The organism is Streptomyces globisporus (assembly GCF_003501885.1).
GTDB lineage: Bacteria > Actinomycetota > Actinomycetes > Streptomycetales > Streptomycetaceae > Streptomyces > Streptomyces globisporus_D.
Genome location: NZ_QWFA01000200.1, coordinates 19,706 through 31,063 on the forward strand (window position 1 = coordinate 19,706; position 11,358 = coordinate 31,063).

The 11,358-nt window shown below is 70.1% G+C and carries 14 protein-coding genes and 1 pseudogene; 8 read left to right on the top strand and 7 right to left on the bottom strand.

Annotated elements, in window-relative coordinates; all coding sequences use genetic code 11:
- Positions 1–5: 5 nt before the first annotated feature.
- From D3105_RS28245 to D3105_RS28260, 4 genes are all read left to right on the top strand, one after another.
- Positions 6–725, top strand: a complete 720-nt coding sequence (locus D3105_RS28245; protein ID WP_118905800.1) for a transglutaminase-like domain-containing protein — start codon at positions 6–8, stop codon at positions 723–725.
- A 141-nt stretch (positions 726–866) separates the two neighbouring features.
- The gene (locus D3105_RS28250) at positions 867–1,682 is read left to right on the top strand and encodes a maleate cis-trans isomerase family protein (protein ID WP_118905801.1); all 816 of its coding nucleotides are present in this window, start codon (positions 867–869) and stop codon (positions 1,680–1,682) included.
- Entirely contained in the window at positions 1,679–1,921 is a 243-nt protein-coding gene (locus tag D3105_RS28255; protein ID WP_019763170.1) for a DUF6253 family protein, read from the top strand. The genes D3105_RS28250 and D3105_RS28255 overlap by 4 nt, the downstream gene beginning before the upstream one ends.
- A 55-nt stretch (positions 1,922–1,976) precedes the next feature.
- Positions 1,977–2,528 carry a 4'-phosphopantetheinyl transferase family protein gene (locus tag D3105_RS28260; protein ID WP_118905802.1) on the top strand — a complete coding sequence of 184 codons (552 nt, stop codon included), beginning with the start codon at positions 1,977–1,979 and terminating at the stop codon, positions 2,526–2,528.
- Positions 2,529–2,611: 83 nt separating this feature from the next.
- Here D3105_RS28260 and D3105_RS28265 read toward each other — a convergent pair whose 3' ends face one another.
- The gene (locus tag D3105_RS28265; protein WP_240647048.1) at positions 2,612–3,466 is read right to left on the bottom strand and encodes an AfsA-related hotdog domain-containing protein; all 855 of its coding nucleotides are present in this window, start codon (positions 3,464–3,466) and stop codon (positions 2,612–2,614) included.
- Between the two features lie 244 nt (positions 3,467–3,710).
- On the opposite strand from D3105_RS28265, the gene D3105_RS28270 reads away from it, so the two are divergent.
- Genes D3105_RS28270 through D3105_RS28280 form a run of 3 tightly spaced genes read left to right on the top strand, consistent with a single transcriptional unit; the run spans position 3,711 to position 5,883 of the window.
- Positions 3,711–4,343 carry a ScbR family autoregulator-binding transcription factor gene (locus D3105_RS28270; RefSeq protein WP_118905804.1) on the top strand — a complete coding sequence of 211 codons (633 nt, stop codon included), beginning with the start codon at positions 3,711–3,713 and terminating at the stop codon, positions 4,341–4,343.
- Positions 4,344–4,396: 53 nt separating this feature from the next.
- On the top strand, positions 4,397–5,116 hold the full coding sequence (locus tag D3105_RS28275; protein ID WP_118905805.1) for an HAD family phosphatase: 720 nt from the start codon (positions 4,397–4,399) through the stop codon (positions 5,114–5,116).
- The gene (locus tag D3105_RS28280) at positions 5,113–5,883 is read left to right on the top strand and encodes an SDR family NAD(P)-dependent oxidoreductase (protein WP_118905806.1); all 771 of its coding nucleotides are present in this window, start codon (positions 5,113–5,115) and stop codon (positions 5,881–5,883) included. The genes D3105_RS28275 and D3105_RS28280 overlap by 4 nt, the downstream gene beginning before the upstream one ends.
- A 133-nt stretch (positions 5,884–6,016) precedes the next feature.
- Here the strand turns inward: D3105_RS28280 and D3105_RS28285 are convergent, their stop codons facing one another.
- The 6 genes from D3105_RS28285 to D3105_RS28310 form a co-directional block, all read right to left on the bottom strand.
- Positions 6,017–6,433 carry a DMT family transporter gene (locus D3105_RS28285; RefSeq protein ID WP_032782179.1) on the bottom strand — a complete coding sequence of 139 codons (417 nt, stop codon included), beginning with the start codon at positions 6,431–6,433 and terminating at the stop codon, positions 6,017–6,019.
- A gap of 81 nt (positions 6,434–6,514) precedes the next feature.
- A complete protein-coding gene (locus D3105_RS28290) occupies positions 6,515–6,835 on the bottom strand; it encodes a DMT family transporter (protein WP_118905807.1) in 321 nt (106 codons plus the stop codon).
- A 96-nt stretch (positions 6,836–6,931) separates the two neighbouring features.
- Positions 6,932–7,411 carry a nucleoside deaminase gene (locus D3105_RS28295; RefSeq protein ID WP_118905812.1) on the bottom strand — a complete coding sequence of 160 codons (480 nt, stop codon included), beginning with the start codon at positions 7,409–7,411 and terminating at the stop codon, positions 6,932–6,934.
- A 124-nt stretch (positions 7,412–7,535) separates the two neighbouring features.
- Positions 7,536–8,654 (bottom strand): tRNA-dihydrouridine synthase, encoded by a 1,119-nt coding sequence (locus D3105_RS28300; protein ID WP_118905808.1) that lies wholly within the window; start codon positions 8,652–8,654, stop codon positions 7,536–7,538.
- A 1-nt stretch (position 8,655) separates the two neighbouring features.
- On the bottom strand, positions 8,656–9,312 hold the full coding sequence (locus D3105_RS28305; RefSeq protein WP_118905809.1) for a DsbA family oxidoreductase: 657 nt from the start codon (positions 9,310–9,312) through the stop codon (positions 8,656–8,658).
- A gap of 206 nt (positions 9,313–9,518) precedes the next feature.
- Positions 9,519–10,802 carry an adenylosuccinate synthase gene (locus D3105_RS28310; protein ID WP_118905810.1) on the bottom strand — a complete coding sequence of 428 codons (1,284 nt, stop codon included), beginning with the start codon at positions 10,800–10,802 and terminating at the stop codon, positions 9,519–9,521.
- Positions 10,803–10,988: 186 nt separating this feature from the next.
- Here D3105_RS28310 and D3105_RS28315 point away from each other — a divergent pair.
- Positions 10,989–11,358, top strand: a pseudogene (locus D3105_RS28315) (diacylglycerol kinase); the annotation flags it as partial.

Here is an 11,358-nt window from a genome sequence, read left to right on the forward strand (position 1 = left end):
CCGCCATGACCGACATCCTGACCGACACCGTCCCCGCAACCCCGACCGACGAGGAGCTCGCCCGCCTCACCGCGGCCACCGACTTCCTCGACCACGAGCACGAGACCGTGCGCGCCTTCGTCGACAAGGCCCTCAACGGGATCGACCGCGAGAAGGCCGGCCAGGTCGAACTCGCCGTCGCCCTCTACTACGCGGTGCGCGACGGCATCCACTACGAGGTCTACGGCGCCGACCTGTCGCCCGAGGGACTGAAGGCGTCCAGCATCATCACCGGCGGCAAGGGCTTCTGCCTGCACAAGTCCGTGCTCTACGCCGCCGCCTGCCGCTCCGTCGGCATCCCGGCCCGGCTGCACTACAGCGACGTCCGCAACCACCTCGCCTCCGACCGGCTGCGCTCCTACATCGGCGGCGACGTCTTCTTCCACGGCCTGGCCACCGTGTATCTCGAAGGCCGCTGGCTCCAGGTGACCCCGGTCTTCAACAAGCTGCTGTGCCGGCTGTACGGCATGACCCCGCTGGAATTCGACGGACGCTCCGACAGCCTCTACCACCCCTTCGACGCCCAGGGGCGGCAGAGCATGGAGTTCCTCACCGACCACGGCGACTTCGACGACGTCCCGTACGAATTCGTCATGAGCACCATGCGCCGCAAGCACCCGAAGTTCCTCGACGCGGAGGGCACCGGCACGGTCAGCGGCGGCTCGCTGGCCGACGAGGCGAGCTGAGCCCCTCCCCCCGCAGAGCGGCACGCGACGGCGCACCAGGCACGTCATCCCCGTACGACGGCGCATCCCACCCCCGCACAGGCACGTCACGTCGCGTCACGTCAGAGCAGAAGAACGGCAGAAGAAGAGGAGAAGCACCCCATGACGCAGTTCCAGGCCCGAGAGGACGGCTGGGGCGCCGTCGCCCGCGTCGGTGTCGTCGTTCCGCACGCGGACGTCGGGCCGGAGTCCGAGCTCCAGGCGATGGCCCCACGCGATGTCTTCATCCACGGCTCCCGCGTCCACTTCGGGGCCATGCGGCCCGGCGGCGAGATGGACCCCAAGATCCCGCACGACCCGGTGCGCGCCTTCATCGACCCGCCCTTCATCGACGACGCGGTCGAGCTGCTCGCGGCCTCCCCGCTGGACTCCATCGCCCTGGGGTTCACCAGCTCCGCCTACGTCCTGGGCGCAGACGGCGAGCAGAAGCTCTTCGAGCGGCTCGCCGAGCGGACCCGGGGCATCCCGCTCACCGGCACCACCCACGCGGCCACGGCCGGCTTCCGGGCTCTGGGCGCCGAACGGATCGCGCTGGTCAACCCGCCGTGGTTCGACGACGAGCTCTCCGCCCTGGGCGCCTCCTACTTCGGCGAGCGGGGGTTCGACGTCGTCCACCACGCCCCCTGCGGCCTGCCCAGCAACCAGAAGCTCATCACCCCGGAGGCCCTGGTGCAGTGGATCGAGTCGACCGTCGCCCCGCAGAAGCCGCAGGCGGTCCTGGTCGCCGGCAACGGCATCCGCGCAGTGGGCACCATCGCGGGCCTGGAGGAGCGGATCGGCTTCCCCGTCCTCACCGCCAACCAGGTCCTCTTCTGGCACGCGCTGCACCTCGCCGGCGGTGCCGAGGCGGCCGCGCGGATCAGCGACTACGGCGCCCTGTTCGGCGTCCGCCCGGAACCGGGGAGCGTGACCGGATGAGCCTGCTGCCCGCGTACGGCTACCAGGCCGCCGTGCAGGAGACCTGCGACACACCCGAGTACCACATGCCCCTGGTGTGCTGGCACGACGACGACAACGGCGTGCGCGGACTGGTGCTGTACCGCGGGGCACTGCGCCCGGCGGAGCAGGTTCCGGGGTTCCGGCGCTATCTCGCCGCCGAGGGTCTGGAGCAGTACGCCACGACCGGCCCGTGGCCGCTGCTCGCAGCAACCGCCTGATCCGACCCGTGGCGGGGGCCGGCCGGGTCCCCGCCACATCAGGAGCCGTATCGACATGACACACGACCTCAAGTGGTCCGACGCACCCCCGGGCGAGGTCCGCGACCAGGTGGGCGTCTGGATCGTCCGGGCCCCGGCCGGGCAGCGGCTGCCACCCGACGGGTCTGCGCCCGACTGGCTCGACGCGAAGGAACGGAGCCGGCTGGCCGCGATACCGCAGCGTTCCGGCAAGGAGGCCTACGCCTTCGCCCACTGGGCGCTGCGGAGCGTCCTCGGCTCCTCGCTCGGCTGCCCGCCCCGCAGCGTCGGCTTCCTGCGGCAGCCGTGTCCCGGCCTGGGCGCCCGCCCGGCCGACGAACTGGTCCGGGACTTCGCCCGGCTGTGGACCCGCAAAGAGGCCATGGCCAAGGCGACCGGCCAGGGCATGGCGTCCGTCCTGAACCGGCTGGACCTCACCGGCCAGCCGCTCGGCTGGCGGGTGCGGCAGCTGATCGCCCCACCCGGATACGAGGCCAGCTTCGCCGTTCCGGCCTCGGTGCACGTGGACGTCATCATGTACGAGGACCTCCCGGACCCGATGCCGGAGGCGGAGCTGGAGCCGGTCTGACCGGTGGCGGGCGGTCCGTACCTCCGAGCGAGGAGGTACGGACCGCCCGCCGCGTCACGGCGTGGGCCCCGGGGAGCAGGCCCTCATCCGGCGATGGTCACCTCGGAGGTGAAGACCTGGACGCCGTCCTGCTCGATCGAGACGGGCACCCGGCGCCTGCCGGTGCCGACGGGTGCCGGGGAACCGGCCACGACCACGGCCGGAGCGTCGAGTTCGACGTACCGGACGAAGTTCGTCCGCATTCCGATGACCGCCGCGGTGGCCCCGCCGACGGCGCGCGCCGCCTGCCGGGCGGCCTCCAGCAGGAGCATCCCGGGCGCGTGGTCGACCGGGTGGTCGAAGAGCACCGGGTGGGCGGTGTCCACCCCCGGGTGGGCGGTCTCCAGGCGGTTCTCCAGTGCGACGTCGATGTCCGCGTAGCCCCTGCGCATTCTCCGGTAGACGGCCGCGGGCTGGTCGTTGAAACGGGTGTGCGCGATCCCCATGAGCCGCTTGCCGAGGTGGACGTCGATGTCCATCGTCATGCCCGCGAACCTGTTGCCGCGCCGGACCACGTCCGAGCAGGACACCACCAGACGCACCTCGTCCTCGGCGGTGGTGACCAGTGCGGCCAGCGGCTCGACCGCGAAGTCTAAGCACTCCCACGCCTGCTTGTGCTCCCGAGGAACGCCGCCCGGAACGCCGTGCACGGCGTGGGAGAGCAGCGGCACTGTCTGGCGCACGGTCTCCGCGAGCAGCAGCGGATCGTACGCGCCCTGCGACGGCTGGTAGAACGCGTGCCCCTTCGGCCAGCGCGCCGTAAGCACGAAGCGTCCGGAGTCCCCCTCGGTCCAGGTCCGGAGCAGTACTTCCTCCCCCTGGAGTTTGTGCACCTGCCACTGGTGCACCTGAGACTGCTGGACCGGCTGTACGTCACGGCTCAGTACGGAAACAGACAACGTGGACCCCCCACGATCGGTCGTTGCTCACGGATGACTGCGCAGAGGAGCGACATGAGCACCCCCCGTGCCGACTCAAAAATAATGTTTCTTTTGTTTTGCTGGGTCAAGAGCAACACGAGCCTGACTTTTTTTGGCGTTCAGGAGTATGCATAAGCAACTTAACTGGAACAAACGGGACTTGCCCTGGCTCCGGTCCGGCCAGATAACATAAGGGTCATTCTTTTTGGGAAGGTGACAGGGCATGGCACAACCGAAACAGGAGCGAGCGGAGCAGACCCGCCGCGCTCTCCTCCACGCAGCAGCAGAGGTGTTCGACGAGTTCGGCTACGCGGGTGCAAGCATCACGCGCATCCTCAAGCGCGCCGGTGTGACGGCCGGAGCGCTCTACTTCCACTTCGGCTCCAAGGAGGACCTCGCCAAGGCGGTGATGAACAGCCAGCCGGAGACCCTGGTCCCGCTGGTGGCCGCCGGGGGCCTGCAACGGCTCATCGACATCACGCTCGTCTGGTCGTGGCAGCTCCAGCGCGATCCACTGCTGCGGGCCGGCGTCCGGCTGACCAACGAACAAACCTCCGTGGGCGGTCCGGCCAACGCCGACCCGTACGAGAAGTTTTGCGCGATCATGACCGGGTGCCTCCAGGACGCCCAGAACGACGGCGAGCTCCAGCCCGGCGTCGACCCGGTCGTGGTCGCGGAGTTCGTCATCGCGGCCTGTACCGGGATGCAGATGTACTCCAACGTCGTCAGCGGCCGCCAGGACCTTCCCGAGCGCACCCAGCAGATGTGGAACCTCATCCTTCCGGGCATCGCGGTCCCGTCCGTGATCACGCGCGCCGACGCGACCCCTGCCCGGGGCGCCGCGATGATGCCCTGACCGCTCAGCCCGCCGACCGTTCCTCCCGCCTCGAACGAACCTCAAGGAGCCCCATGCCTTCCTTACGCCTGGCCGCCCTGAACATCGACGGTGTCCTGCTCAACGACACCTTCAGCCCGGTCATCCACCAGTTCGTCGTCAGCCGGGGCGGGACCTACTCGGCCGCGCTGGAGCGATCGGTCTTCTCCCAGTCGCAGCACATAGCCGGGCAACGGCTCGCAGCCGCCGTGGGCGGCGGCATGACGGGCGAGGCGGCGCTCGCCGCCTACTTCGAGGAGCGCGCCGCCCACGTCGGCCGGCACCCGGTCACGATCACCCCGGGCACGCACCGCCTGCTCCACCGGCTGCGGAGCGCGGGCCTGCGCACGGTCTGCTACGGGGGCCTGGGCAAGGAGCACTTCGACCGCCATCTGGGCCGCTACGCCCACCTGTTCGACGGCCCCGGCTACGTCAGCACCAACGACATCCGCCCCGGTCTCCGGGAGATCACCGAGGACGTCTTCGGACTCCGTCCCGCCCAGGCCCTCTTCGTCGACGACGTCGCCCGGGTCGCCGAGGCGGCCCGCGCGCTGGGCACCGCCTTCGTCGGTCACCCCTCCGCCTTCGCCCACAGCCACCAGCGCACCCTCATGCGGGAGGCGGGCGTACGCCACATGATCGACCGCCTGGACGCGCTCGACGACGGTCTGCTGCACCGGATCGACCAGGAGATGAGCACGGAGACGTTCTGGAGCCCCGCCCTCGTGGCGGCCGGCCGGGAGAGACAGGCGTGACGCCGGGCGGACCGGCGCTCTCCGGCAAGGTGGCCCTGATCACCGGAGCCTCCAGCGGAATCGGCGCCGCGGCGGGCCGGCACTTCGCCGATGAGGGAGCAGCCGTCGTGCTCGTCGCCCGCCGGGCCGCCCAGGTGGAGGAGGTCGCCGAGCGCATCCGGAAGGACGGCGGCCGGGCCGTGGCCGTACCGGGGGACGTCACCCGCCCCGCGGACATGGAACGGGCCGTCGCCACGGCGGTCGACCGGTTCGGCAGCCTCGACTGCGCCTTCAACAACGCCGGTCACGCCAGCGCCGGTACGCTCCTGCACGAACTTCCCGACGATGTCTTCGACCGCACCCTGGACGTCAATCTGCGCGGTGTGTGGAACTGCCTGCGTGCCCAGATCCCCGCCATGCTGGAGTCGGGCGGCGGCGCGGTCGTCAACACCTCCAGCGTGGCGGGCGTACGGGCCACCGCCGCGTCGGCGCCCTACGTGGCCGCGAAACACGCGATCATCGGTCTCACGAGGGCGGCGGCGGCCGAGTACGGCGAGCACGGCATCAGAGTCAACGCCCTCGTGGTGGGCGGCACCGACACCGAGATGATGGACGCCCTCCGCTCCACCGGAGCCGCCGTGGGCGCGGGTTTCGGCTCCCAGGGCATCCAGCGGCGACTGGCCGATCCGGTCGAGATCGCCCGCGCCGCCGCCTGGCTCTGCTCGGACGCCTCCTCCTTCACCACCGGGACCGCCCTCGCGGTCGACGGCGGACGGACCGCGAAATGACGGCGTAGCCCACGGCCATGACGGTCCGGACCGCCCGGCGAGGACAGCGGCGCGTGGCACGGCGGAACGCCCCCGGCGGCTGCCTCCCCTTCCTTGTGGGAGGCAGCCGCCGGGGGCGTACGGTCGCGGGGCGTCAGACCTGGAGCGCGCCGGGCCGGTCCGTGACCTGCTGGGGCGCCGGAGCCGGGGCGACCGCCTCGGGCTTCGTGCGGTCGGCGAGCTTCAGCCAGATGACACCGACGATGATGACCGACAGCCAGATGCCCTTGGCCAGGGTCAGGGTCTCGTCGAAGAAGACGGGGCCCAGGACGGCGGCGCCGACCGCACCGATGCCCGCCCACACGGCGTAACCGATGCTGACCTCGATCGTGCGGAGGGCGAGGCTCAGTGCGTACAGCGTCAGCAGGAAGAACACCACGGCGACCAGGGACCAGGTCAGGACGGTGAACCCCTCGCTGCCGCCGACAGCGAGCGCGTAGCCGATCTCGAAGACTCCGGCGAGCAGGAGCGAGAGCCAGGCGTTCTTGGAGGTCTTGGCTTCGTTGGACATGGGAGGTGGATCCTCTCTGAGGTGGCGTCAGATGGTGGGCGGGAGGCACCGCGTGTGCGGTCGGGGGTGATGCACCCGGGCTCAGGCGGAACCGCTCAGCTGGAGGCCGACGACGCCACCGATGACGAGGACGATGCCGATCGCCTTGTTCCAGTTCAGGCGCTGACCGAAGAAGAGCGCGCCGAGGACGGTGATGCCGACGCCCGCCACGGAGGTCCACAGGGCGTAGCCGACGCCGACGTCGAAGGTCAGCAGCGACTTGCTGAGGAAGAACGTCGCGAGCGCGCCGCTGATCAGGGTGATGGCGGTCCACTTGCGGTTCTTGAAGCCCTCCGCCTTTCCGGCGGCGATGGCGACAGCGATCTCGAAGGCGACGGCGATGGCGAGGTAGAGCCAGTGCATGGGAGGTCCTTCCGTGCGGTGGGTGAGGAGGAGTTCGGGCGTGGGGGATGCCGTGCGGGGGACGGCGTGCGACGGTGTCGCGCAACCGGGCCCGGGTCAGTGCCGGGGCCGGCTCATGGTGAGGAAGTCCTGGAACGGCACTTCCGCTTCGGGGAGCTGGAGCGCCGTGACCTTGATGGGCCAGTGCTCGGGGTCCTCGGCGAACAGGGAGTACGAGCCGGTGTAGTCGAAGCCGTACCGGGCGGCGGTCCGGCGGTCGGCGGTGTGCACGATGTGGCCGATGCCGGCGAACCGCGCCGCCATGTAGCACAGGGCGCAGGGCTCGCCGGAGGCGATCAGGGTGGCTCCCGCCACGGCGCGCATGCCGTGCCGTGCGGTGGCCTGCCGGAGGGCGACGACCTCGGCGTGCGCGGTCGGATCGTTGTCCTCGCGGACGCGGTTGAAGCCGGTACCCAGGATGCGTCCACCACCCACGACGACACCGGAGAAAGGAATGCCGCCCTGGGCGACGTGCTCGCGGCTGAGCCGGATCGCTTCGTGGGCGAAGCCCATCAGTTCGCTGTCGTATGTACCCATGAGCAGTTCGTCTCCCGAGTTGCCCTGCATCTATTTTGCCTGCACATGCAAGCAGATAGTTTCCGTAGATCTCCGCCAGCGGCGTGACCCGACGCCTTAATCTTGCATGTGCATATAATGAGTGTCAAGCGGACGCATACGTAAGGGCGTTGTCCAACGTCGCCAGAGGCTCCAGCACCTGCGGGTCGAACGCCGTCGGCAGAGCCCCCGCAGCCGCCTTGTGCGGCAGGTCGGGGTTGGCCAGCGCGCCCGTACCGATGGCCAGGACGTCCGCGTGCCCCTCGTCCAGGACGCGCCGTGCCACCGCCTCTTCGTGGAGCCCGCCGTTGGCGATCACGGGCACTCCGGTGACCTTCCGGGCGAGGCCGGGAAGCGTGGGTCCGTCCGGCAGCCAGTCCCGTCCGCTGCCCGCGAGGTGCAGATAGTCGGCCCCGGCCCCGACCGCCGCCCCGAAGAGGGCGGCCGCCTCGACATCGCCCCCCTGCCACCGCCAGCCGAAGTTGTTGATCTTCCCCTGGGAGAGCCGGACGCCGACCGTGAAGCCGGGTCCGGCCGCATCTCTGACCGCGGCCGTCACCTCCCGCAGGAGCCGTGAGCGCCCCTCGATCTCCCCGCCGTACGCGTCGGTGCGCAGATTGGTGTACGGGGTGAGGAACTGGTCGAGCAGATAGCCGTTGGCGGCGTGGATCTCGACGCCGTCGAAGCCGGTGTCACGGGCGCGTACCGCTGCGGCGGCGAACCCCTCGACAGCCTCGTCGATCTGGCCGGAGGTCATCTCCAGCGGTACGGGCCACGGGCCGCTGCCCCGGTACTTGGCCAGCTGCTCACCCATCGGACGGACCGCCGACGGGCCGGCGGTCCGGTCCCGGAACCGGTTCCCCTGGGCCAGGGCCCCGGCGTGCATCAGCTGGAGGACGATGCGCGCGCCGGCGGCGTGCGCGCGGTCGACGACGCTCCGCCAGGCGGCGGCCTGCGCCTCGTCCGTGATGCCGGGCTGGTGCAGGTAGCCCTGGCCGAAGGCGGTGTCGGTGTAGGTCCCCTCGGTGATCAGGAGTCCGAAACCACCCTCGGCGAAGGCCCCGTAGTAGGCGGCCATCTGCTCGGTGGCCCGGCCGTCCTCGGTGGCGGAGACCCGGGTCATGGGGGCGACGGCGAATCTGTTGCGCAGCTCCAGACCCGCGAACCGGCAGGCGGCGAGGGCGGGGTGGGGCGCGCGCGACGCGCTGGTGCGGGTGTCGCTCACCTCAGCACGTCCCGTCGATGCCGCAGGCCGCGCCGTAACCGGCTTCCTCCGCCTGCCGGGCCTGCGCGTCCAGGATCGCCTTGCGCAGCTGGGCGGGGCGCGGGACGCCCTCGATCCGGATGTCTCCGACGAGCAGCGTGGGGACGGACCGTACCTGGTGGGCGGCGGCCTCCCGCAGCGCCTCCTGGTGCCGGGCACGGTAGGTGCCGTCCGCCAGCGCGGCACGGAACCCGGCCTCGTCCAGGCCGATGCCGGCGGCCAGCGCGGCGAGGACGTCGACCTCCCCCAGGTCCTGGTCCTCCTGGAAGAAGGCTCGGAACATCCGCTGGTTGTAGGCGTCGCCCAGGCCGTGCTCGGCCGCGTACTGGTACCCCTCGAAGGCGAGGGCGGTGTAGGGCTGCGGCGAGACGGTGGGGAGCGTGATGTCGACACCCAGCCGACGGGCCATGGGGTAGACGGCCCGCTCCCAGATGGCGGGCAGATACTCGTCCTCCGGCCGCAGGGTGGGCTGGGGGTGGGCACGCAGCTCGAAGGGCATCCACTCGACTTCCACCTCGACGCCGACGTCCTTGATCGCCTCTTCGATGGGCCCCTCGGCCAGCATGCAGAAGGGGCAGACGTAGTCGGACCAGATCTTGATCTTCACGGGATCAGCCATGCGCAGGCTCCATCTAATTGATCGCGCAAGCAACAACATCTCTCGACGGATTGACGAGCGATGGAAGGGATCTCGGGAAGGTTGCACGATCATGCACTTAAGTGTCAAGCCCGACCGTACCGCCCGGGCGCGCCGGACAACGAGAACGGCGGCGGCCCCCAGCCTCGAAAGGCTGGGGGCCGCCGCCGCGGTGATGCCCGGGTGCGCTACAGGAACGAGTTGATCTCGATCGTCTCGGTCCGGCCGGGGCCGACGCCGATCGCGGAGATCGGGGCGCCCGACATCTCTTCCAGGGCCTTCACGTAGCCCTGCGCGTTCTTCGGCAGGTCGGAGAAGGTCTTGGCCTTGGTGATGTCCTCGGACCAGCCCGGCAGGGTCTCGTAGATCGGCTTCGCGTGGTGGAAGTCGGTCTGGTTGTACGGGAGCTCCTCGACGCGCTTTCCGTCGATCTCGTAGGCCACGCAGACCGGGATCTGCTCCCAGCCGGTGAGGACGTCGAGCTTCGTGAGGAAGAAGTCGGTCAGGCCGTTCACCCGGGTCGCGTACCGCGCGATCGGGGCGTCGAACCAGCCGCAGCGGCGGTCACGGCCGGTGGTGACACCGCGCTCGCCGCCGATGCGCCGCAGCGCCTCGCCGTCCTCGTCGAACAGCTCGGTCGGGAACGGACCGGCGCCGACACGCGTCGTATAGGCCTTGAGGATGCCGATCACGCGGCTGATCTTCGTCGGGCCGACACCGGCGCCGGTGCAGGCGCCGCCCGCCGTCGGGTTCGACGAGGTGACGAAGGGGTACGTGCCGTGGTCGACGTCGAGCAGGGTGCCCTGGCCGCCCTCGAAGAGCACGACCTTGCCGTCGTCGATGGCGTCGTTCAGGATCAGGGTCGTGTCGGCGACGAACGGCTTGATCTGCTCCGCGTACTGGAGCATGTCCTCGACGACCTTGCCGGCCTCGATCGCCCGGCGGTTGAAGACCTTGGCCAGGAGCTGGTTCTTCTGCTCCAGGGCCGCCTCCACCTTCTGCTCCAGGATCGACTCGTCGTAGAGGTCCTGGACGCGGATCCCCACGCGGTTGATCTTGTCGGCGTACGTCGGACCGATGCCCCGGCCCGTCGTACCGATCTTGCGCTTCCCGAGGAAGCGCTCGGTCACCTTGTCGAGCGTGACGTTGTACGGAGTGATCAAATGAGCGTTGCCGCTGATCAGAAGCTTGGACGTGTCGACGCCTCGCTCGTTCAGACCGCTCAGCTCGGAGAGCAGGACCGCCGGGTCGACCACGACACCGTTCCCGATGACCGGGGTACAACCCGGCGACAGGATTCCGGAGGGGAGGAGATGAAGTGCGTACTTCTGGTCGCCCACGACGACCGTGTGACCGGCGTTGTTACCGCCCTGGTATCGCACGACATAGTCCACGGATCCACCGAGGAGATCGGTGGCCTTCCCCTTGCCCTCGTCACCCCACTGAGCACCGAGCAGCACAAGTGCGGGCACAGGCGTACACCCCTTCCGGGCGGGGCATGTCCAAGGTCAGGGGGCGTACGTCAAGGTCGTACCTGCCGTACGACGATGTACGGCAAAGCCTGAGCCGTCGAACCGGGTGCCCCGGAATAGACGAAGCCCCTGGCGCAATAGCGCAAGGGGCTCTTGCACCAAGATGCTACCCGAGGAAGGACCGAGGTGTCGGCTGCAGAGCCCCCCGGCGACGGCGACGACCAGCTCCTGGTGGTCATCGATCCGGTCGCCCGCCGGAGTGACGGCGAGTCCGTCCGTATCGCCAAGGACGTGCTGAGCGCCGGTGCGCACGCCAAGATCTGCCTTCCGGACACCCCCGAGGAGTTCGCCCGGGCCCTGTCCCGGCGGGGTGCGCGCAGGCCCGTCGTCGTCGGTGACGACCATGCGCTGCTGCGCGCGGTGGCCCAGCTGCACCGCGAACGTGAGCTGGCCGCCGGCGTCCTCTCCCTGATCCCCGTCGGCGCCACGCACGCGCTGGAGGTCGCCCACTCCCTCGGCGTCCCCCGGGGCGCGGTGGCGGCCGCCCGCACCGCGC

Coding starts and splice junctions, on each gene's coding strand:
- D3105_RS28245 (WP_118905800.1), top strand. CDS start 6: ATGACCGACATCCTGACCGACACCGTCCCCGCAACCCCGACCGACGAG.
- D3105_RS28250 (WP_118905801.1), top strand. CDS start 867: ATGACGCAGTTCCAGGCCCGAGAGGACGGCTGGGGCGCCGTCGCCCGC.
- D3105_RS28255 (WP_019763170.1), top strand. CDS start 1,679: ATGAGCCTGCTGCCCGCGTACGGCTACCAGGCCGCCGTGCAGGAGACC.
- D3105_RS28260 (WP_118905802.1), top strand. CDS start 1,977: ATGACACACGACCTCAAGTGGTCCGACGCACCCCCGGGCGAGGTCCGC.
- D3105_RS28270 (WP_118905804.1), top strand. CDS start 3,711: ATGGCACAACCGAAACAGGAGCGAGCGGAGCAGACCCGCCGCGCTCTC.
- D3105_RS28275 (WP_118905805.1), top strand. CDS start 4,397: ATGCCTTCCTTACGCCTGGCCGCCCTGAACATCGACGGTGTCCTGCTC.
- D3105_RS28285 (WP_032782179.1), bottom strand. CDS start 6,433: ATGTCCAACGAAGCCAAGACCTCCAAGAACGCCTGGCTCTCGCTCCTG.
- D3105_RS28290 (WP_118905807.1), bottom strand. CDS start 6,835: ATGCACTGGCTCTACCTCGCCATCGCCGTCGCCTTCGAGATCGCTGTC.
- D3105_RS28295 (WP_118905812.1), bottom strand. CDS start 7,411: ATGGGTACATACGACAGCGAACTGATGGGCTTCGCCCACGAAGCGATC.
- D3105_RS28305 (WP_118905809.1), bottom strand. CDS start 9,312: ATGGCTGATCCCGTGAAGATCAAGATCTGGTCCGACTACGTCTGCCCC.